The sequence below is a fragment of the Salinibacterium sp. ZJ70 genome, assembly GCF_011751865.2.
In the GTDB taxonomy this organism is placed as follows: Bacteria; Actinomycetota; Actinomycetes; order Actinomycetales; family Microbacteriaceae; genus Homoserinibacter.
The window spans coordinates 1,312,207-1,333,636 of record NZ_CP061770.1 but is presented as its reverse complement, the minus strand read 5'-3'; the positions used below and the strand labels follow the sequence as shown (position 1 = coordinate 1,333,636).

The following is a 21,430-nucleotide window of genomic DNA, read 5'->3' as shown; positions in this document are numbered from 1 at the left end:
CGTGATTCGGATCAGGGGCAGGCGTCACCAGGTCAGTGGGATCGTGGGAGCCGGTTCGGTCGAGGGTGGGATGCGGAACGTCTTGATGACGTGCTCGGCGATCGCCTTGAAGGTGGGCGCTGCGGCCCTCGACGTCTTTATCGTAGTGGGGTACGCGTAGGTCACGGTGAGCGCATACTCAGGATCATCGGCAGGGAACATCCCGGAGACCGACACGATGCGGTCCGAGGTGTAGCGGCCTCCCGCGGCGACCTCGGCCGTGCCGGACTTCGCCGCGATCCGGTACCCGGGGATCGCGAGAGTCGGCCCCAGGTGGTAGTTCGTGACCACGTTCTCGAGGATGTTGACGGTCTCGGTCGCCGCTCGCTCGGAGATCACCCGGACGGGCTCCTCCTGGGGGGCCTTCACGAACGTGCCATCGGGGAGCTCGCAACCCGCGACGAGGGTCAGCGGGATCCGGACTCCCCCGTTCGCCACGGTCTGATACATGCTCGCCACCTGGGCGCTCGTGGCGGTCATTCCCTGCCCGAACTGCTGCGTGACAGCCGTCACCGGGTCTGTGCGATCGGCGCTGCGCACGGTGCCATCCTCTTCGCCGAGGAAGTCAGCACCGGTGTACGACCCGAAGCCGAAGCCGCGGAGGTAGTCGATGCGGTCGGCGAGCGGCTGCATCTCGGACATCAGTCCGATGCCGATGTTCGAGGAGTTCACCAGGATCCCCGCTGCCGTGTACTGGACCGTGCCGTGACCCCAGGAGTCGTAGATGCGCTCCCCGTTCACCGTGTAGGACGACGGCACGGTGAACGGCGTCGTCGGCGCGAAGACGCCCGCGTCGAGCATGCCGGCGACTGTCGCGGTCTTGATGACCGACCCCGGCTCGTACGGGGCGGTGAAGATGCGGGACCCCGCGTCCTCGGCCTTTGCGGAGTTGACGTCGTTGGGGTCGACCGTCGGCCAGTCGGCGGCCGCGACGATGCGCCCCGTCTTGACCTCCACGACGACGGCAGTCGCCCACCGCGCCCCGATCGCGCTTCCCTGCTCGGCGATCGCCTGCTGGGCGAACCACTGCAGATCGGCATCGATCGTGAGGTGGATCGTGCCTCCGTCGACGGCGGGCGTCTCCACGACCTCCGACCCCGGCATCCGCACACCGTCCTGGCTGATGGCGTATTCCGTAGTGCCGTTGGTCTCGGCGAGACATTCGTTCCACTTGCGCTCGGTGCCCGACAGCGGACCATCCGTGCCCATGAGCCCGACGAGGTTTCCGGCGATCGCACCGTTGGGATAGCTGCGCGCCGGCTGCGGCTCGCTGTAGATCCAGGGGATCTTGAGCGCCTTCACTGCCTGGAAGACGTCGAGCTTGACGCCCTTCGCCAGATAGGTGAACTTCGACTCCGGGTCCTTCGTGAGCGCAGTGCGGAGCTGGTTCGGATCCACACCCGTGAGCTCGGAGACCTCGGCGACCGCCTGCTCGAACGTGACCTGGACGCGTTCGCGCTTGCCGTCGACCTCGATCCGCCGGTCGAATCCCTTGAGGTCGACGAGGTTGGGAGCTGCCGTGATGTTGAAGCGATCGACGCTCGTCGCCAGCACGGTGCCGTTCGCGTCGACGATGCTGCCGCGGGTTCCCCACGTCGTCACCGTGCGGTAATTGTCGACGGCGATGGTGCCGAGCTTCTCGGCGCGCACGACCTGGATGTCGACGAGCCGCACCGAGAAGGCGATGAGCACCGCGAACACCGCGATGACCGCAAGCGACAGCCGCCGACGGGATCCTCGCGGGTCGTTCACGAACTCTCCTGCCGTCAGCGGGTCACCGGCGACGGTATCGTGCCCGGAACGGTCTGTCCGGGAGCGACACCCGAGCCGGGAGCGTTCACGCCCTCGACGCCGGAGACAGGGCTCGTGCTGATGGTCGGCGCGTCTGCCACGGCGTCTGCTGCGGCCTGGTGGTCGAGCATCGTGGATCCGTCGGCGATGAGCGCGTTGCCGATGAGGTTGCCTCCTGCACCGACGATCTGGCCCTTCGCGGGGCCCGCGTGGCCGAGAGCCTGACCGGATTCGATGTCGAGAAACAGGGGCGTTCCGCTCACGATCATTCCGAGGCCCGTCGCGTTCTGCATGAGGCTCTGCGTCGAGCTGAGCTGCTGCAGCGTCTCGGTCGCGGCGTGCTGTTCGCGCACCAGGTCGCGCTTCTCGGTCTGGAGGGCGGCGATCTGGTAGGCGCCATCGGCGAGCACGATGCTCATGAGCAGCTGCCCGATCAGGATGACGCCGATACCGGCGATCGCCACGATCGCCCCGTAGATGCGCGGACGCGCGCGCTTCTGGGCGCGCGTCGGGGCGATGTCGAGGTGACGACGGGGCGTCTCCTCTGGCGCGGGAGCCGGGAGGAGCAGAGCCTCGGCTGCGGCGGTCATGCGCTCTCCTTGACTCTCTGGGCAGCGCGCAGGCGCACGGGGGTGGATCGGGGGTTCCGTGCCCGCTCGTCGTCGTCGGCGAGTTCGGCGCCGCGCACGAGGAGCTTGAGTTCGGGAGCGTGCTCGGGCAGTTCCACGGGCAGGCCGCGCGGAGCGGTCGACGTGGAGCGCGCCTGAAGGGCCCGCTTGACGATGCGGTCCTCGAGCGACTGGTAGGACATGACGACGATGCGCCCGCCGAGGTGCAGGGCGTCGACGGCGGCGGGAATGGCCCGCTCGAGCACCGAGAGCTCCTGGTTCACCTCGATGCGGAGAGCCTGGAAGACGCGCTTCGACTGGTGCCCAGCTCGGCGAGCCGCTGCCGGAGTGGCGGCGTCGATGATCGCGACGAGCTGCGCGGAGGTCTCGATGGGCGCCTGCTGGCGGGCCTCGACGATGCGCTTCGCGTAGCGCGGCGCGAGCTTCTCGTCGCCGTACTCCCAGAAGATCCGGCGCAGCGCCCCCTCGTCGTACTCGGCGATGATCTGCGCGGCCGTGAGCGGCGCCGTGTCATCCATGCGCATGTCGAGCGGAGCGTCCTGCGAGTACGAGAACCCGCGCTCGGCCTGGTCGAGCTGCATCGAGGAGACGCCGAGGTCGAAGAGGATGCCGTCGGCGCCGTCGAATCCGAGGGAGTCGAGCGCGGCAGGCAGCTCGTCGTACACGGTGTGCACCGGGTGGAAGCGGTCACCGAAGCGGGCGAGACGCTCAGACGCGAGTGCGAGCGCGTGACGGTCGCGGTCGAGGCCCACGAGCTGGATGTTCTCGAAGCGCTCGAGGAGCGCCTCGGAGTGTCCGCCGAGACCGAGGGTCGCGTCGACGACGACGGCACCCGGCTCCTGGATGGCGGGGGCGAGCAGCTCGATGCAGCGCTCGAGCATGACGGGGATGTGGAGTCGATCGTTCATGGCTTCGTGGGCGTGATCCCCGCGGATCCGATCCCCATCCGCCGCTTCCGGACATCGGGGAAGTGATGTCCGGGAGTGCGGCTGAGGGTCGCATCCGCGAGATCAGAAGAGGCCCGCGATCACCTCCTCATCGGTGTCGGCGAAGTCGGCTTCGGTGGCTTCGTAGTAGGCGTTCCAGGCGGCGGTGTCCCAGATCTCGGCGCGGTTGCCCGTTCCGATGACCGTGAGTTCGCGGCCGAGGCCGGCGTACTCGCGCAGCAGCGGCGGGATGGTGACCCGGTGCTGCTTGTCAGGGACTTCCTGGGCCGCGCCGCTCAGGAGCAGTCGAAGGAAGTCGCGACCCTTCTTGCCGGTGACGGGCGCTTGCCGGGCGCGCTCGTGCAGTTCCGCGAACTCCCTGTCGCTGAACACGTAGATGCAGCGCTCCTGACCGCGGGTCATGACCACGCCTTCTTCGAAGTCGTCCATGAACTTCGCGGGAAGGATGATCCGACCTTTGTCGTCGAGCTTGGGCGCGAACGTACCGAGAAGCATGTTCGACCCCCTTCGCTCCGGCCAGGCCCAGGTGTCCTCCACTTTACTCCACTTCGCACCACCAAACAAGCGAATCCCCCATATTTCCGTCCGTAGACGACAAAAGAGGCCTGAAATATCAGGCCTCTAGGGGGTGGAGGGAAGTGGAGGAGATTTACGCGAATTGAGCCCGAATTCACCCCCGCAGGGAGGGAAAGCACCGCATCAGGGCAGCAGAACCCTCCAGAGACGACGAAAGCCGGCCCGAAGGCCGGCTTTCGTCATCTCGCAGGCGGAGCGAATCCGCCCGCGAGATCAGCGGTGCACGCGCGGACGCGCAGGCACCTGGAAGCGCAGAGGAGGAGCGAGTGCGAACACGGCTCCCCCGAACATCAGGCCGAAGCCGAGCACCCCGACGAGGGGCTGGCGAACGACCACGCCGAGAACGAGGAGGGCGATGCCGATGAGCAGGCCCAGCGCGGCGATGATGAGCGCCGTCGCATTGGCGCGACCGGGAGTCACCCCCACCGTCGTGACGTCGTCGGCGTCGTTGTGGTAGAGACTGCGCTCCATCTCATCGAGGAGGCGCTGCTCCTGTTCCGAAAGTGGCATGTCGTGCTCCTTAAACCATCACCGAGGTGGGCCCCCTCGATGTGTCGATTCTAGGCATGCGCGGCTGAGTAGGCTAGAGAAGTGGCTGGGAGTACGCGGTTAGTCGATCAGGTCGCTCGTCGGATCGACGATGCGCTCGATGCCCACGCGACTGCGCTCGCCGAGATCTCGCCCGATCTGGCACCGCTCGTCGACGAGGCTCGCGGCCTGCTGGCGGGTGGAAAGAGGTTCCGCGCGCTCTTCTGCTACTGGGGCTGGCGGTCCGTCGCGGCGATCTCCGCGAATGAAGGCCCGCTCCCGGATCTCGACTCCCCCGATCTCGATGCCGACCTGCCCGGGATCGTCTCGGTGGCCTCCGCACTCGAGCTCTTCCACGCCGCGGCGCTCGTGCACGACGACATCATCGACAACTCGGACACCCGGCGGGGTCGGCCTGCGGCGCACCGCGCATTCGCCGCTCTGCACCGCGACCAGGGCTGGGACGGCGCGTCGACGCGCTTCGGCGCCTCTGCCGCCATCCTCCTCGGCGACCTGCTGCTGAGCTGGAGCGACGAGCTCTTCCAGGACGGTGTGGCGACTCTCGCCGACCGCGAGGCGGCGGCAGCGGCTCGCGCCGAGTTCGCACGCATGCGCACCGAGGTGACGGTGGGGCAGTACCTCGACGTGCTCGAGGAGGACTCGTGGCGCTCGCGCCCCGACAGCGAGGCGCTCCCCCGCGCCCATACGGTCATCGTCTACAAGTCGGCGAAGTACAGCATCGAGGCGCCCCTGCTGATCGGCGCGGCGATGGCGGGCGGTTCGCTGGCGCAACTGGCCGCGATGCGCGACTTCGGCCTGCCGCTCGGCGTGGCCTTCCAGCTCCGCGATGACATGCTCGGCGTCTTCGGCGACCCTGCTGTCACCGGCAAGCCCTCGGGTGACGACCTGCGAGAAGGCAAGCGCACCGTGCTCATCGGACTCGCGCGTCAGAAGATGCCCCCGACCGCGGTGCGCCTGCTCGACGAGCTGCTCGGCGATGCCTCGCTCGACGACGCGCAGGTACGGATGCTGCAGAACACGATCCGCGAGAGCGGCGCCGCGGATCAGGTGGAGCGGATCATCTCCCACAATGCGCGTGTCGCCCGAGAAGCTCTCGATGCGGCTCCCGTGGCGGCGTCGGCGAAGACCGCTCTGGCGGAGCTCGCCGATCGCGTCACGCGCCGCGACGCCTGAGACGCAGCGCCGACGCCGCAGCCCGAGGGGCGCGCCTCAGAACGCGAGGGCCTGTGCGACGCGGCGCACTTCTGCTTTGCGTCCGCTGCGGAGCGCCTCGACGGGCGCGGTGCCCAGCGTGTCCTCGGTCTCGAGGAGCCAGCGCATCGCCTCCTCGTCGCTGAAGCGATTGTCGGCGAGCAGCACGAGCGTGCCCTGCAGCCCGACGAGCGGCTCTCCGTCCTGGAGGAAGCTCGCCGGCACCTTGAGGACGCCGTCGACGCGGAGCGCCAGCAGGTGGCGGTCTTCGATGAGCCGGCGCACACGACTCGTGCTCTCGCCGAGCTGAGCGGCGACGTCGGGAAGGGTGAGCCATTCGGCGGAGAGTTCGGTCACCCTTCCAGATTGCCACGACGAGGGGACTGCTCCGTGCGAATCGGTATGTTACGAACATGTGAACTCAAATCACATCAGCCACACTGATTGACACTGTTAAACATCTGTGACACGTTTATGACGGTTTCATAGACACGCTCCAGGCCGGAGGGGAAGGCAGGACAGCGATGTTCGACGCTGAGAATTCGAGTGATCGCGCTCGCACCGTGTTCGCAGGGCTCACTCCCACCGTCGTCGCAGAGCCTCGGACGCAGGGCACCAGCCTGGCGGCCAAGGGCATGATGGCGACCGTTCCGATCGTGCTCGCCGGAGCCCTCACCGTCACCGGGGCCATCGCACCCGTGCAATCCGCGTCGGCCGCTGATCGCAAGACCAGCAAGCCCAAGGCCGCCCTCGGCAGCGCCCTGCGCGCCGCCGCGGCCGCGACCGTCGCGAAGACCACCGTCACTCCCCCGGCGACCCACACGGTCACGGCAGGCGACACGGTCTCCTCGATCGCCGCACGCTACGGCCTCGCGACCGCGAGCGTCCTCGCCGCGAACGGCCTCGGATGGAAATCCCTCATCTTCCCCGGCCAGGTGCTCAAGCTCACCAACGCCGCCGTCGCTCCCACCCCCGCCCCTGCGCCGGCCCCCGTCGCCAGCAGCGGCGGCCGCTACACGATCGTCAAGGGCGACACCATCAGCGGCATCGCCGCGCGCTTCGGCGTGAGCACAGCCTCGGTGCTGACGGCGAACGGCCTCTCCGCCTCAAGCATCATCTACCCCGGTCAGACGATCGCGATCCCCGGCGGCACTCTGTCGTCCACGCCGGTCTCGTCGGTCACGCCGGCACCGGCGCCTGCACCGGCTCCGTCGAACGGCTCGACCTACGTCATCGCCTCGGGCGACACCGTCTCGTCGATCGCCGCGAAGTTCGGCGTGAGCGTGCAGGCGATCCTCGACGCCAACGGCCTCCAGCGTTCCAGCATCATCTATGCAGGACGCACCCTCACGATCCCCGGCGCGTCGCTCGCGATCACCCCCGTCTCGTCGGTGAGCCCGATCGAAGCGAACGACCCGCCCTCGACTCCGGTCGTCGGCCCGCCCACGGGCGCCAGCTACGTGATCGCCTCGGGCGACACTGTCTCGTCGATCGCCGCGAAGTTCGGCGTGAGCGTTCAGACGATCCTCGACGCCAACGGCCTGCAGCGCACGAGCATCATCTACGCGGGGCGCACCCTCACGATCCCTGGTGTCGCGGCCGCTCCTCGCGCCGACGGCCTCACCCCGCTCACCAACGAGATGCGCGCCAACGCGCTGATCATCGTGCAGATCGGTCGCGACCTCGGCGTCTCCGACCGCGGCATCATCATCGCGCTCGCGACCGCCATGCAGGAGTCGAGCCTGCGCAACATCAACTACGGCGACCGCGACTCGCTGGGCCTCTTCCAGCAGCGTCCGAGCAGCGGATGGGGAACGCCCGAGCAGATCCTCGACGCCGCGCACGCCGCACGCCTCTTCTACGGCGGCCCGCTCAACCCCAACAAGGGCAAGACGCGCGGCCTGCTCGACATCCCGGGATGGCAGTCGATGAGCCTCACGCAGGCGGCGCAGGCGGTGCAGATCTCCGCATTCCCGAACGCATACGCCAAGTGGGAGGCCAGCGCGACGGCATGGCTCGCGCAACTGAGCTGACCCCGGAGGCGCCGGGACCGGACGACACCGGAGCCGTGTCCCATCCCGCCTCGGCGTACCCACCCTCCTACACTCGAAGGGTGACCACGAGCACCACGGATCCCCTGATCGGGCGTCTCATCGACGGCCGCTACCAGGTGCGGTCGCGCATTGCGCGCGGAGGCATGGCCACCGTCTATCTTGCGACCGACCTGCGCCTCGAGCGCCGGGTGGCCGTGAAGGTCATGCACGGGCACCTCGCCGACGACAGCCAGTTCAAGCAGCGCTTCATCCAGGAGGCGCGCTCTGCGGCACGGCTCGCGCACCCGAACGTGGTCAACGTCTTCGATCAGGGCCAGGACGGCGAATCCGCCTACCTCGTGATGGAGTACCTGTCCGGCATCACGCTGCGTGACCTGCTGCAGCAGCACGGGTCTCTCACCACGGAGCAGACCCTCGACATCACCGAAGCCGTGCTCGCAGGTCTCGCCGCCGCTCACCATGCCGGCATCGTGCACAGGGACCTCAAGCCCGAGAACGTCCTCCTCGCCGATGACGGCCGCATCAAGATCGGCGACTTCGGGCTCGCGCGCGCAGCCTCGGCGAATACGGCGACGGGTGCCGCGCTGCTCGGCACGATCGCCTACCTGTCGCCCGAGCTCGTGACGCGCGGCATCGCCGATGCCCGCAGCGACATCTATGCGGTCGGCATCATGATGTACGAGATGCTCACCGGCGAGCAGCCCTTCAAGGGCGAGCAGCCGATGCAGATCGCCTATCAGCACGCCAACGACTCCGTGCCGCCGCCGTCGAACGCGAATCCGCAGGTGCCCGCTGAACTCGACGAGCTCGTGCTCTGGGCGACCGCGCGCGACCCCGAGGAGCGGCCGCGCGACGCGCGCGTCATGCTCGACCAGTTGCGCGACACGGAGGCGCTCCTGTCGACGGCCCTCCCGACGGGCGCCACGGCGATCCAGAAGACCATGGTGCTGCCCTCAGCGCTCCAGAACACTGCCGAGACGCAGGTGCTCGGCGCGCGGTCGCTCGTGGCCGCCCAGGCCGACACCGCACCGGTCAGCCCGAACGCCGCCAAGCTCAGTGCGAACGCCGACTCACGGCGCAAGCGAGGCTGGGTGGCGTTCATCCTCGTGCTCGTACTCGCGATCGCGGCAGGCGGTACGGGGTGGTGGTTCGGAGCTGGCCCCGGCGCGCACGTGACCATCCCTGAGGACATCGTCGCGATGCAGCCGGACACCGCGCGCGCGCAGCTCACCGAGCTCGGCATCACCGTCGCCGACGGATTCCAGGAGGTCAACAGCGTCTCGATCGCGGAAGGCCTCGTCGCCGGAAGCGACCCCGCCCCCGGATCATCGATCCGTCGCGACACCGTCGTGACCCTCAAGGTGTCACTCGGACCGGCCCCCACCGTGATCGGCGCTCTCGCAGGGCTCTCCCTCCCGGCCGCCGTTCAGGCGATCGCCGATGCCAAACTCGCGCTCGAGGAGCCGGTCGAGTATCGGTTCTCCGATCAGGAGAAGGACATCGTGCTCGGGGCATCCGTCGCCGACGTCGATGTGAGCGCCGGCTCCGACGCGCTCTTCGAAGGTCAGACCGTGCGCCTCGTGGTCTCCGCGGGCGCCCTGCCTTCCGTCGCCGGCATGTCGGTCGACGAGGCCACGGCCGCGCTCACCGAGGCGGGCCTGGAGGTCGACCCTGCACCGCAGTCGAACTACAGCGAGGAGATCGCGAAGGGCGCGGTGATCAGCGTCGTCGCGCTGAGCGATGTGGTGCGCCCCGGCGACCGCGTGATCCTCAATGTGTCCGAAGGCCGCGAGCCGATCTCCGTGCCGAACATCATCGGCACATCATGGAAGGAAGCGAAGTCGCTCCTGTCCGGGGCTGGTCTCGCCTACGACTTTGAGGATGACGGCGTCAGCAGGACGCTTGCACAGAGCTTCCCCGAATCACTCATCACCGTGAAGTCCGCCGACCCCGGCGCAAGCGCCACCGCTTTCCGCGGCGACACCGTCACGGTCGGTCTGCGGATCGGCTGAGCCTGATGATGAAGGGCCGGTCCCCCACGCGGGGTGACCGGCCCTTCGTCACATCGGCTCAGCGGGGCGCGAGCTCCTCGGCCACGAGGAACGCGAGCTCGAGCGACTGCATGTGGTTCAGTCGAGGGTCGCACAGCGACTCGTAACGGGTCGCGAGGCTCGCCTCGTCGATCTGCTCCGAACCACCCAGGCACTCCGTGACGTCGTCACCCGTGAGCTCCACGTGCACTCCGCCCGGGTGCGTGCCCGCCTCACGGTGCGCCTCGAAGAAGCCGCGGACCTCGTCGACGACGTCGTCGAAGCGTCGCGTCTTGTAACCCGTGGGTGTCGTGATGCCGTTGCCGTGCATGGGGTCGGTGACCCACAGCGGCGTCGACTCGAGCGACTTGCTCGCCTCCAGCAGCGCGGGGAGGGCGTCGCGGATCTTGCCCGCACCCATCCGGGTGATGAACGTGAGGCGGCCGGGCTCGCGGTTCGGGTCGAGCTTGTCGACGAGCTGCTCGAGCACGTCGGGCGTCGTCGAGGGCCCCAGCTTGATGCCGATGGGGTTGCGGATGCGCGAGAAGTAGTCGACGTGCGCGCCGTCGAGCTCGCGCGTGCGCTCCCCGATCCACAGGAAGTGTGCCGAGGTGTTCACGGGCGTGCCGTTGCGCGAGTCGATGCGCGTCATCGGGCGCTCGTAGTCCATGAGCAGACCCTCGTGACCCGTGTAGAACTCCACGCGCTTGAGCTCGTCGAAATCGGCGCCCGCGGCCTCCATGAACCGGATCGCGCGATCGATCTCCTTCGCGAGACCCTCGTAGCGCTGGTTCGCGGGGTTCTTCGCGAAGCCCTGGTTCCACGAGTGCACTTCGCGCAGGTCAGCGAAGCCACCCTGCGTGAACGCGCGGATGAGGTTCAGCGTGGACGCGGCCGTGTGGTAGCCCTGCACGAGTCGACGCGGGTCGGCCGTGCGGGACTCCTCGGAGAAGTCGTAGCCGTTGACGATGTCGCCGCGGTAGGCCGGCAGCGTGACGTCGCCGCGGGTCTCGAAATCGCTCGAGCGGGGCTTGGCGAACTGACCCGCCATGCGACCCATCTTGACGACCGGCATCGACGCACCGTAGGTGAGCACGACGGCCATCTGCAGGATCGTCTTGACGCGGTTGCGGATCTGGTCGGCGGTCGCGCCCGCGAACGTCTCGGCGCAGTCGCCGCCCTGCAGCAGGAAGGCCTCACCGCGCGCGGCGCGAGCGAGACGATCGCGGAGGAGGTCGACCTCACCGGCGAAGACGAGCGGGGGCAGCGCGGCGATCTCCGCCGACGCGGCCTTCACTGCTTCGGCGTCAGGCCATTCTGGCTGCTGCTTGATCGGCAGCTCCCGCCAATAGTCGAGACCGGCGATCACTGCGGGATCTGCCTGCACGATGGTCTCGGTCGGGTCTGCCACGGAAATTCCTCTGCTCTGGGGTGTGTCTCGATCGGGGTGACAGCTCGTCACCCCAAAGACTCAGCCTAGCCGAGCGAGTATCACGCCGCAGACGCGCGAGACCCTCAGGAGGCGGCGGTCGCGGAGGCCGCCGGGCGCGTCTTCGCGGTCGAGGCGTACACGTCCACGTACTCCTGGCCCGTGAGGTGCGAGAGCTCGTACATGATCTCGTCGGTGATGGAGCGCAGCACGAATCGGTCGCCCTCCATTCCGGCGAAGCGAGAGAAATCGAGCGGCTCCCCGAAGATCACTCCCACGCGGCGCACCTTGGGCATCCGGGATCCGATCGGCATGACCTTGTCGGTGTCGATCATCGCGACCGGGACCACGGTGGCACCCGACTCGAGCACCATCCGTGCGATGCCGGTGCGGCCGCGGTAGAGACGACCGTCGTGGCTGCGGGTGCCCTCCGGGTAGATGCCCAGCTGCCCACCTTGCGCAAGGTGGTCGAGCCCCGTGCCGAGCGAGGCCTCGGATGCCTTGCCGCCTGAGCGGTCGATCGGCAGCTGCCCGACACCGAGGAAGAACGCGCGCGTGATCCAGCCCTTGAAACCGGTGCCCGTGAAGTACTCGCTCTTCGCGAGGAAGCGGATCTGCTTGTCGACCACGATCGGCAGGAAGATGGAATCGATGACCGAGAGGTGGTTGCTCGCGAAGATCACCGGACCGCTCTCGGGCACGTTCTCGGCGCCGCGCACCCAGGGCCGGAACACGCTCAGCATGAACGGCCCGACGATGAAGTTCTTCAGAAACTGATACAGCACCAGGGCCTCCGGGTGTCGATCCTACGCTCGCCGTGCGTGACGTCAGCGTGTCGCGGCGTGGCGGCGTGCGATGTCGGCTGCACCCACGACACCCGCGTCGTTGACGAGCTCGGCTGTCGCGAACACGGGCTCCGGGCGGAAGCCGCGCGCGGGCATGTGGGCAAGGAACGACTCGCGGATGGGGGCGAGCAGCAGATCTCCCGCTGCGGCGACTCCCCCGCCGAAGACGAAGATCTGCGGGTCGAGCACTGCCGAGAGCGACGCGGCCGCCTGACCGAGCCACCCGCCGAGCTCGCGCAGGGCGAAGAGCGCACCCGGGTCATCGGCCATGATGAGCTCCGACACGATGTGGCCGTTCAGCTCGCCATGCTCGTCGCGGGCGCGTGCGAGGGCGCTTCCGATGCCGCGCTGGTCGGCGATCTCGTTCGCGAACCGCATGAGCGCGCGTCCCGATCCGTACTGCTCGATGCAGCCGCGCTGCCCGCAGCCGCACGGAAGACCGCCCGGGACGACGCGCATGTGACCGATCTCGGCCGCAGCGCCGAAGCCACCACGCAGAAGCTGACCGCCCGTGACGATCGCTCCGCCGACGCCCGTGCCGACCGTCAGCAGCGTCATGTCGCTGTAGTCGCGTCCTGCGCCGAAGCGGAACTCGGCCCATCCGGCGGCGTTCGCGTCGTTGTCGATCGTGATGTCGAGACCCGGCAGACGCGCCGAGAGCACATCGCGCAGCGGCTCGCTCCGCCACGGGATGTTGGGCGTGTAGTAGACGGTGGACTGCGCCGCATCGATGAAACCGGGTGCCGCGACGCCGACCGCGGCGATCTCCTGGCCCGCGATCAGGCTCTCGACGACCTCCACGACCGCGTCGACGATGACCGCTCCATCCCCTGCCGGGGTGGGGCGCCGCTCCTGACGCACGATCGAGCCGTCCTCGGCCACGAGGCCGCCCGCGATCTTGGTCCCGCCGATGTCGATTCCGATGGCATGCACGAGCGACGAGTCTAGTCAGCCGTACCGTTCCTCGATCGAATTCTTGTGCTCCCACTACAGTGGAAGAAACGCCCGAAACCATCACAGGTACCGAAGGAGCTGCCGTGAACGAGATATATGTCCCGCCCGTCGTCCCAGCCGAGCCCGACGCGAACACCACCGATCTGCTGCTCAATCGTCTCGCCGAGACGCCGGATGCGCCCCTCTTCGCCACGCCCACCGCCGACGGCGGCTGGCAGGACGTGACGACGCGCGAATTCCACAGCCAGGTCATCGCACTCGCCAAGGGCCTCATCGCCGCAGGCATCCAGCCCGGCGAGAAGATCGGCTTCATCTGCCGCACGCGCTACGAGTGGACCCTCGTCGACTTCGCCACCTGGTTCGCCGGTGCGGTGCTCGTGCCCGTCTACGAGACCTCTGCACCCTCTCAGATCGCCCACATCCTCAATGACGCGGGTGCCACGGCGATCATCATCGAGAACGCCGACCAGCTCTCCCGCTTCGAGGAGATCGCCGCTGAGGTTCCCGCGGTCACGAAGGTGTGGAAGCTCCACGAGGACGACATCGCGAACCTGTCCGCGAGCGGTGCCGGCGTCTCCGACGATGAGGTCGAGACGCGTCGCAGCGCCCCCAAGGGCTCCGACCTCGCCACTCTCATCTACACGTCGGGCTCGACCGGCAAGCCCAAGGGCTGCATCCTCACGCACTCCAACTTCGTGGAGCTGTCGCGCAACGCGGCAGTCGCGATGAAGGACGTAGTAGCACCCGGCTCATCGACGCTCCTGTTCGTGACGACCGCGCACGTGTTCGCGCGCTTCATCTCGATCCTGTCCGTGCACGCGGGTGTGAAGGTCGGCCACCAGGCCGACACCAAGCAGCTCCTCCCCTCGCTCGGCAGCTTCAAGCCGACCTTCCTCCTCGCGGTGCCGCGTGTGTTCGAGAAGGTCTACAACTCCGCCCAGCAGAAGGCCGCTGCCGGCGGCAAGGAGAAGATCTTCAACAAGGCCGCCGACGTGGCGATCGCGTACTCGAAGGCTCTCGACACGGGCAAGGTTCCGCTCGGGCTCAAGCTGCAGTTCGCGCTCTTCGACAAGCTCGTGCTGAGCAAGCTGAAGGCGGCGATGGGCGGCAACGTGCGCTATGCGGTGTCGGGCTCCGCTCCGCTGGGTCTGCGCCTCGGACACTTCTTCCGCAGCCTCGACCTCAAGGTCCTCGAAGGCTACGGCCTCACCGAGACCACGGCGCCCGCGACGGTCAACCTCGTGCAGAAGTTCAAGATCGGCACGGTCGGCGCGCCGCTTCCGGGTGTGGGCGTGAAGATCGCCGACGACGGCGAAGTGCTCGTCAAGGGCATCGATGTCTTCGCGGGCTACTGGAACAACCCTGAGGCCACCGCTGAGGTCTTCTCGGGCGACTGGTTCCACACGGGCGACATCGGATCGCTCGACGACGAGGGCTACCTCACGATCACCGGCCGCAAGAAGGAGATCCTCGTCACCGCGGGCGGCAAGAACGTGGCACCCGCGGCGCTCGAGGACCCGGTTCGCGCGAACCCCGTCGTCGGTCAGATCGTCGTCGTGGGCGACCAGCGGCCGTTCATCTCGGCGCTCATCACGCTCGACTCCGAGATGCTCCCCGTGTGGCTGAACAACAACGACGAAGACGGCAGCATGAGCCTCGAGGAGGCCGCCGTGCACCCGAAGATCGTCGCCGAGGTGCAGCGCGCCATCGACGCCGCGAACGCTCGCGTCTCGCGCGCCGAGTCGATCCGCAAGTTCAAGATCCTGCCCATCGAGTTCACCGAGGCCAGCGGCCACCTCACGCCCAAGATGTCGATCAAGCGCAGCGTCATCGTGACGGACTTCGCCGCCGAGATCGAGGCGCTCTACTCGGGCTCCCCCGCAACCGAGGGCATCTCGGTGCAGGGCTGACGCCGAACCCAGCGAAAGGCCCCACCTGCTTCGCGCAGGTGGGGCCTTTCGCATACGTGGATCGCGGCTCAGGGATCCCGGCTCAGCTCAGACCTTGAACCAGTCCGCCTGGCGCACGGCGCGCATCGCCTCGCGCTTGGTCTCCGGCTCGAGGCCTTCGATGTACAGCTTGCCGTCGAGATGGTCGCACTCATGCTGAAGCGCCTGAGCCATGAGACCCTCGCCCTCGAGCACCACCTCGTTGCCGTCGACGTCGACGCCCGTCACACGCGCCCACGGGTGGCGCATGCGCGGGAAATAGAAGCCCGGCACCGAGAGGCATCCCTCATCGACGAGCGACGGCTCCCCCGCTACCTCCAGCACCGGGTTCAGCACGTAGGCGATGTCGCCTTCGATGTTGACGCTGAAGGCCCGGAGCCCCACGCCGATCTGGGTCGCCGCGACGCCGGCTCGGCCGGGAAGACGGACGGTGTCGACGAGGTCCTCGGCGAGAGCGCGCACACGCGCGTCGCCGGGGTCGGTGATCGGGTCGGTCTTCGAACGGAGGACGGGGTCTCCGAAGAGACGGATCTGGCGCTCGGTCATGCGTTCCGTACTGTCGGCAGGCCGTCCATCACGAGAGCGGCGAGCTCACGCGCGGAGGTCCGGGTGAAGGGCTTGAGGCGATTCCAGCGCACCACGGATCCCGCGGCGAGCTCGGGGTCGTAGGGCATCCGCAGGACAGCGCGCACGCGCGAGGCGAAGTGCGCCTCGATCTCATCGAGGTTGACGAGGTTGGTTCCGTGCGTCGCCGTGTTGATGGCGACGACGGCGTTCTTCACGAGGTCGCCGTAGTCGTTGGCTTCGAGCCAGGTGAGGGTCTCGGATGCCAGACGCGCCTCATCGACGCTGCCGCCCGAGACGACCACGATGCCGTCGGCACGCTGCAGGGTCGCTCGCATCACGGAGTGCACGATGCCCGTGCCGCAGTCGGTGAGGACGATCGAGTAGTAGCGCGACACGAGGTCGGCGACCACGTTGTAATCGTTCTCGTCGAAGGCCTCCGAGAGCAGCGGATCCGTGTCGGACGCGAGGACGTCGAGGCGGGTCTCGTCGCGGGAGACGTGCTGCGACAGCTCGCTGAAGTCCTTGATCGCGGGCGCGTGGGTGACGATGTCCCGCACGGTCGAGCGGGTCTGCCGTGCCACGCGCTCCGAGAGCGTGCCGCGGTCGGGGTTCGCGTCGACCGCGATCACGCGGTCCTCACGCACATCCGACAGCGCCATGCCGAGCAGCGCCGTGATGGTCGTCTTGCCGACGCCGCCCTTGCGCGTGAGGATCGGCACGAAGCGCGTGCCGCCTTCGAAGCGCTTCGCGATGCGCGCCTCGAGCGCCTTGCGCTCGCGCACCTTCGGCGAGTCGCCGAGGTTCACAAGGTGCAGCGTCGCGGCATAGACGAATGCCGGCCAGGCACCCTCGGGCGCCACCTTGGTGCGCTTGGGCTCGAGCAGGCGATCCGCCGTGAGCATCGTCGCAGGCTCCGGTGTCTGCACCGGGCCGCGCTTGCGCTCCCGCCGGGAGTACATGTCGTCGTCGGCGGGAAGCGGCACGAGCTCCTCAGCCGCCGATTCGGCTTCGAGGGGAACGGGTGTCTGCACGAGCTCGGGCACGACATGGATCGTCGTCGTGCCCTCCCCCATCGCCCCGATCTCGGCGGGCGCGACGACGTTCTCGTGGAGCGTCACCTGCACCTCCTCCTCGGGCGTCTCGTGCGGTGTCGCCGGCAACTCGATCGTGAAGGAGACGTTCTCGGGAAGCGGCGTCGACGAGGCATCAGGTGCGTCGTCAGCGGCGGGATCGTGCCCGGACGTCATGCGAACCATGAGCGAACCCTACTCGACGACGACGAGCAGATCCCCGGCGTCCACCTGCTGCGTGGAAGGGATTGCGAGGCGCACGATGCGACCGGCGACAGGCGACGTGATCGCTGCCTCCATCTTCATCGCCTCGATCGTCGCGACCGGCTGGCCGACCTCGATGGCGTCGCCTTCGCCGACCTTGAGCGTCACGACACCCGAGAACGGCGCCGCGACATGGCCGGGCTTGGAGGTGTCCGCCTTCTCGGCGGCTGCCACCTGCACCGAGATGCTGCGGTCGCGCACGAACACGGGGCGAAGCTGGCCGTTGAGGGTCGCCATGACAGTGCGCATGCCCTTGTCGTCGGCCTCGCCGATCGCCTCGAGACCCACGAAGAGGCTGACACCGGGGCCGATGTGAACGGTGTGCTCGATGCCCTGCTTCAGGCCGTACAGGTAGTCGATGGTGTCGAGGTTGGACAGGTCGCCGTACTGCTCGCGCACCTCGAGGTACTGACGCGTCGGCGCCGCGAACAGGAGGCGGTTGAGCGTGGCGCGACGGGCATCGGAGTCGTCGCCTTCGAGCGCGGCACGATCTTCGGCGGAGATGTCCTCCACACCGATCTTCACCGTGCGTCCCGCGAGCACCTTCGTGCGGAAAGGCTCCGGCCAGCCACCCGGCAGGTCGCCGAGCTCGCCCGCCATGAAGCCGATCACCGAGTCCGGGATGTCGTACTTGTCAGGGTTCTGCTCGAAGTCGAGCGGGTCAGCGTTCGTCGCCGCGAGCTGCAGAGCGAGGTCGCCGACGACCTTCGACGAGGGCGTGACCTTCGTGGGGCGGCCGAGGATGCGGTTCGCCGCGGCGTACCAGTCCTCCACCTTCTCGAACTGGTCGCCGAGCCCGAGCGCGATCGCCTGCTGACGCAGATTCGACAGCTGACCGCCCGGAATCTCGTGGCGGTACACGCGACCGGTGGGGCCGGGCAGGCCCGACTCGAACGGCTTGTAGGCGCGGCGCACAGCCTCCCAGTACGGCTCGAGGTCGCTCGCTGCGTCGAGCGAGATGCCGGTGTCGAGATCGGTGTGCGCGGTGGCGGCGATGAGCGCCGAGAGCGACGGCTGGCTCGTGGTTCCGGCCATCGGGGCGCTGGCGGCATCGACCGCGTCGGCGCCCGCACGGGCCGCCGCGAGGAGGGTCGCGAGCTGGCCGCCCGCGGTGTCGTGCGTGTGCACGTGGACGGGGAGGTCGAAGCGCTCACGGAGGGCCGCGACGAGCTTCTCAGCCGCGCCTGCGCGCAGCAGGCCCGCCATGTCCTTGATCGCGAGGATGTGCGCACCCGCGTCGACGATCTGCTCCGCGAGGCGGAGGTAGTAGTCGAGCGTGTAGAGGTCCTCGGCGGGGTCGAGCAGGTCGCCCGTGTAGCAGAGCGCCACCTCGGCGACGGTCGACCCGGTGGCGAGCACGGCGTCGATCGCGGGACGCATCTGGTCGACATCGTTGAGCGCGTCGAAGATGCGGAAGATGTCGACGCCGGTCGCCGCGGCCTCCCGCACGAAGGCCTCGGTCACCTCGGTCGGGTACGGCGTGTAGCCGACCGTGTTGCGCCCGCGCAGGAGCATCTGGATGGCCACGTTCGGCAGAGCCTCGCGCATCTTCGCGAGACGCTCCCACGGGTCTTCGCCGAGGAACCGCAGTGCGACGTCGTACGTCGCGCCGCCCCAGGCCTCGACAGAGAGCAGCTCGGGCGTGAGACGCGCGACGTGCGGCATGACGGCCACGAGGTCCTTGGTGCGCACACGCGTCGCCAGAAGCGACTGGTGGGCGTCACGGAAGGTCGTGTCGGTGACGGCGAGGGCCTTCTGCTCGCGCAGGGCGGCCGCGAAGCCGACGGGGCCGAGCTCGAGCAGACGCTGACGCGAGCCGTTCGGGGCAGGCAGGGTGAGGTCGACCACGGGCAGCTTGGTCGCGGGATCGATCGCCGCTCCCCCGTCGCCGTTCGGCTGGTTGACGGTGACATCCGCGAGCCAGTTGAGGATCTTCGTGCCACGGTCGCGGGACACGCGGCCGGTGAGCAGCTCGGGGCGCTCCTCGATGAACGAGGTGGCCACGTCTCCCGCGACGAACGCGGGGTCATCGAGAACGGCCTGCAGGAACGGGATGTTCGTGGCGACGCCGCGGATGCGGAACTCGGCGAGTCCGCGACGGGCGCGCGCGACGGCGGCCGGGAAGTCGCGGCCACGGCACGTCATCTTGGCGAGCATCGAGTCGAAGTGAGGGCTGATCTGCGCACCCGCGGCGATCGTTCCGCCGTCCAGTCGCACGCCGCCTCCACCCGGCGAGCGGTAGGTCGTGATCTTGCCGGTGTCGGGGCGGAAGCCCTGCGACGGGTCCTCCGTGGTGATGCGGCACTGCAGAGCGGCACCGCGCAGGTGGATCTGCTCCTGCGCGAGCCCCAGTTCGGCGAGCGTCGAGCCCGACGCGATGAGCATCTGCGACTGCACCAGGTCGACATCCGTGACCTCCTCGGTCACCGTGTGCTCGACCTGGATGCGCGGGTTCATCTCGATGAACACGTGCTGGCCAGCGCGCTCACCCGCCGTGTCGAGGAGGAACTCGACCGTGCCGGCGTTGACGTAGCCGATCGACTTCGCGAACGCGATGGCATCGCGGTAGAGGGCCTGGCGGGTCGCCTCGTCGAGGTTCGGCGCGGGGGCGATCTCGATGACCTTCTGGTGGCGGCGCTGCACCGAGCAGTCGCGCTCGAACAGGTGCACCGTCTCGCCCGTGCCGTCGGCGAGGATCTGCACCTCGATGTGACGCGGACGCACGACCGCCTGCTCGACGAACATCGTCGGGTCGCCGAAGGCGCTGTCGGCTTCGCGCATCGCCGCCTCGAGTGCGGGACGCAGCTCCTCGCGCGTGTCGACGCGGCGCATGCCGCGGCCGCCGCCGCCGGCGACGGCCTTCGCGAAGACCGGGAAGCCGATCTCATCCGCACCGCGGACCAGCTCGTCGATGTCGGTCGTCGCCGGGGTGGACTTGAGCACGGGGACGCCCGCGGCGATCGCGCGCTCCTTCGCCGTGACCTTGTTGCCCGCCATCTCGAGCACATCGCTGCCGGGGCCGATGAACGTGATGCCGTTCTCAGCGGCAGCCTGGGCGAGTTCGGGGTTCTCGGACAGGAATCCGTAGCCGGGGTAGATCGCGTCTGCGCCAGCTTCCTTGGCGACGCGGATGATCTCCGAGACGTCGAGGTACGCCCGCACCGGGTGACCCTTCTCGCCGATGAGGTACGCCTCGTCCGCCTTCTGGCGGTGGAGCGAGTTGCGGTCCTCCCAGGGGTACACAGCGACCGTCTTCGCGCCCAGCTCATAGGCCGCTCGGAAGGCACGAATTGCGATCTCTCCACGGTTGGCGACCAGGATCTTCGAGAACATAGGTGTCCTTCCCGCCGGGATCACCAGCGTGAGAAAAGGGGGTTTGGCTTCTCCCAGACTAGTAAAGGTAGGCTCCTCTCTCGTGCATGTGCTCAGCGTCAGCTCCCTCAAGGGGGGCGTGGGAAAGACCACCGTGACGCTCGGATTGGCGTCCGCGGCGTTCGCTCGAGGTGTCTCGACACTCGTGGTCGACCTCGATCCGCAGTCCGATGTGTCGACCGGCATGGATATCGACGTCGCCGGACACCTCAACATCGCCGATGTGCTCGCGTCTCCGAAGGAGAAGATCGTGCGCTCGGCGATCGCCCCGTCGGGTTGGACGCGCGGCCGCGCCGGCAAGATCGACGTTCTCATCGGGTCGCCGTCGGCGATCAACTTCGACGGACCGCACCCGTCGATCCGCGACATCTGGAAGCTCGAGGAGGCGCTCGCCCACCTCGAGAACGAGTACGAGCTCGTGCTCATCGACTGCGCGCCGAGTCTCAACGCCCTCACCCGCACCGCGTGGGCTGCATCTGATCGTGTCGCCGTCGTGACGGAGCCCGGCCTGTTCTCGGTGGCTGCCGCCGACCGCGCGCTGCGTGCCATCGAGGAGATCCGCCGCGGCATCTCGCCGCGTCTGCAGCCGCTCGGCATCGTGGTGAACCGCGCCCGCGTGCAGTCGCTCGAGCACCAGTTCCGCATCAAGGAGCTGCGCGACATGTTCGGGCCGCTCGTCCTGGCCCCTCAGCTGCCGGAGCGCACCTCGCTGCAGCAGGCGCAGGGTGCTGCGAAGCCCCTGCATGTCTGGCCCGGCGAGGGCGCGCAGGAGATGGCGCACAACTTCGATCTGCTGCTTGAGCGCGTGCTGCGCACGTCGCGCATCAGCGAGATCCAGCCCTCCAACTGAGGCCCGCGCCCCGCTCCCGGCGGTTCCCGTCTCCCCCGGCCCGTCCCCGTTACGCAGGACCGGCTTGCGGTTATGCAGGAACGGTTTGCGGTTATGCAGGAACGGTTTGCGGTTATGCAGGAGACGCGCTGTTCATCCGGGGTTCGCCTACGCGAATCAACCCTGCCGACTTGACCGCATCCGGATGTTCCTGCATAACCGATCGGGGTTCCTGCACAACCGATCGGGGTTCCTGCGCAACGGGGTCGGGGTTCCTGCACAACCGATCGGGGTTCCTGCACAACGGGGTCGGGCGGCCGGTTGCCGAGCAGGCGCCCGGATATG

17 protein-coding genes are annotated in these 21,430 nt (G+C 68.3%); 5 read left to right on the top strand and 12 right to left on the bottom strand.

The window, feature by feature from the left end; all coding sequences use genetic code 11:
• Positions 1-24 precede the first annotated feature (24 nt).
• From HCR12_RS06275 to HCR12_RS06255, 5 genes are all read right to left on the bottom strand, one after another.
• Positions 25-1,791 (bottom strand): peptidoglycan D,D-transpeptidase FtsI family protein, encoded by a 1,767-nt coding sequence (locus HCR12_RS06275; RefSeq protein WP_166864034.1) that lies wholly within the window; start codon positions 1,789-1,791, stop codon positions 25-27.
• Between the two features lie 14 nt (positions 1,792-1,805).
• Positions 1,806-2,420, bottom strand: coding sequence for a cell division protein FtsL (gene ftsL, locus HCR12_RS06270; RefSeq protein ID WP_166864031.1), 615 nt, complete (start codon positions 2,418-2,420; stop codon positions 1,806-1,808).
• Positions 2,417-3,367, bottom strand: a complete 951-nt coding sequence (gene rsmH / locus HCR12_RS06265; protein ID WP_166864028.1) for a 16S rRNA (cytosine(1402)-N(4))-methyltransferase RsmH — start codon at positions 3,365-3,367, stop codon at positions 2,417-2,419. Before rsmH ends, ftsL begins: the two co-directional genes overlap by 4 nt.
• Before the next feature lie 102 nt (positions 3,368-3,469).
• Positions 3,470-3,901, bottom strand: coding sequence for a division/cell wall cluster transcriptional repressor MraZ (gene mraZ / locus HCR12_RS06260; protein WP_166864025.1), 432 nt, complete (start codon positions 3,899-3,901; stop codon positions 3,470-3,472).
• Between the two features lie 294 nt (positions 3,902-4,195).
• A complete protein-coding gene (locus HCR12_RS06255) occupies positions 4,196-4,492 on the bottom strand; it encodes a DUF3040 domain-containing protein (protein ID WP_166864022.1) in 297 nt (98 codons plus the stop codon).
• A gap of 81 nt (positions 4,493-4,573) precedes the next feature.
• On the opposite strand from HCR12_RS06255, the gene HCR12_RS06250 reads away from it, so the two are divergent.
• Complete coding sequence (locus HCR12_RS06250) at positions 4,574-5,704, top strand: polyprenyl synthetase family protein (protein WP_166864019.1); 1,131 nt, start codon at positions 4,574-4,576, stop codon at positions 5,702-5,704.
• A gap of 36 nt (positions 5,705-5,740) precedes the next feature.
• Here the strand turns inward: HCR12_RS06250 and HCR12_RS06245 are convergent, their stop codons facing one another.
• A complete protein-coding gene (locus HCR12_RS06245) occupies positions 5,741-6,079 on the bottom strand; it encodes an Rv2175c family DNA-binding protein (RefSeq protein ID WP_166864015.1) in 339 nt (112 codons plus the stop codon).
• A 167-nt stretch (positions 6,080-6,246) separates the two neighbouring features.
• Here HCR12_RS06245 and HCR12_RS06240 point away from each other — a divergent pair, with 167 nt between their 5' ends.
• Together HCR12_RS06240 and pknB are read left to right on the top strand one after the other, a co-directional pair.
• Positions 6,247-7,755: a muramidase family protein gene (locus HCR12_RS06240; protein ID WP_224763695.1), complete on the top strand. Its 1,509-nt coding sequence runs from the start codon at positions 6,247-6,249 to the stop codon at positions 7,753-7,755.
• An 80-nt stretch (positions 7,756-7,835) separates the two neighbouring features.
• Positions 7,836-9,788: a Stk1 family PASTA domain-containing Ser/Thr kinase gene (gene pknB / locus HCR12_RS06235; RefSeq protein WP_166864012.1), complete on the top strand. Its 1,953-nt coding sequence runs from the start codon at positions 7,836-7,838 to the stop codon at positions 9,786-9,788.
• A 58-nt stretch (positions 9,789-9,846) separates the two neighbouring features.
• Here pknB and HCR12_RS06230 read toward each other — a convergent pair whose 3' ends face one another.
• The 3 genes from HCR12_RS06230 to HCR12_RS06220 all read right to left on the bottom strand — a co-directional run bounded on the left by HCR12_RS06230 (position 9,847) and on the right by HCR12_RS06220 (position 13,013).
• The gene (locus tag HCR12_RS06230) at positions 9,847-11,217 is read right to left on the bottom strand and encodes a class II 3-deoxy-7-phosphoheptulonate synthase (RefSeq protein WP_370589338.1); all 1,371 of its coding nucleotides are present in this window, start codon (positions 11,215-11,217) and stop codon (positions 9,847-9,849) included.
• Between the two features lie 104 nt (positions 11,218-11,321).
• On the bottom strand, positions 11,322-12,020 hold the full coding sequence (locus HCR12_RS06225) for a lysophospholipid acyltransferase family protein (RefSeq protein WP_166864008.1): 699 nt from the start codon (positions 12,018-12,020) through the stop codon (positions 11,322-11,324).
• Between the two features lie 42 nt (positions 12,021-12,062).
• The gene (locus tag HCR12_RS06220; RefSeq protein ID WP_166864005.1) at positions 12,063-13,013 is read right to left on the bottom strand and encodes an ROK family glucokinase; all 951 of its coding nucleotides are present in this window, start codon (positions 13,011-13,013) and stop codon (positions 12,063-12,065) included.
• 104 nt (positions 13,014-13,117) lie between these two features.
• Here HCR12_RS06220 and HCR12_RS06215 point away from each other — a divergent pair, with 104 nt between their 5' ends.
• Entirely contained in the window at positions 13,118-14,944 is a 1,827-nt protein-coding gene (locus HCR12_RS06215; protein WP_166864002.1) for an AMP-dependent synthetase/ligase, read from the top strand.
• 87 nt (positions 14,945-15,031) lie between these two features.
• On the opposite strand, the gene HCR12_RS06210 is transcribed toward HCR12_RS06215, so the two are convergent.
• Genes HCR12_RS06210 through HCR12_RS06200 form a run of 3 tightly spaced genes read right to left on the bottom strand, consistent with a single transcriptional unit; the run spans position 15,032 to position 20,217 of the window.
• Complete coding sequence (locus HCR12_RS06210) at positions 15,032-15,529, bottom strand: peptide deformylase (RefSeq protein ID WP_166863999.1); 498 nt, start codon at positions 15,527-15,529, stop codon at positions 15,032-15,034.
• Complete coding sequence (locus tag HCR12_RS06205; protein ID WP_166863996.1) at positions 15,526-16,806, bottom strand: MinD/ParA family ATP-binding protein; 1,281 nt, start codon at positions 16,804-16,806, stop codon at positions 15,526-15,528. Before HCR12_RS06205 ends, HCR12_RS06210 begins: the two co-directional genes overlap by 4 nt.
• 9 nt (positions 16,807-16,815) lie before the next feature.
• Complete coding sequence (locus tag HCR12_RS06200) at positions 16,816-20,217, bottom strand: pyruvate carboxylase (RefSeq protein WP_166863993.1); 3,402 nt, start codon at positions 20,215-20,217, stop codon at positions 16,816-16,818.
• 82 nt (positions 20,218-20,299) lie between these two features.
• On the opposite strand from HCR12_RS06200, the gene HCR12_RS06195 reads away from it, so the two are divergent.
• Positions 20,300-21,106, top strand: coding sequence for a ParA family protein (locus HCR12_RS06195; protein ID WP_166863990.1), 807 nt, complete (start codon positions 20,300-20,302; stop codon positions 21,104-21,106).
• Positions 21,107-21,430: the final 324 nt, after the last annotated feature.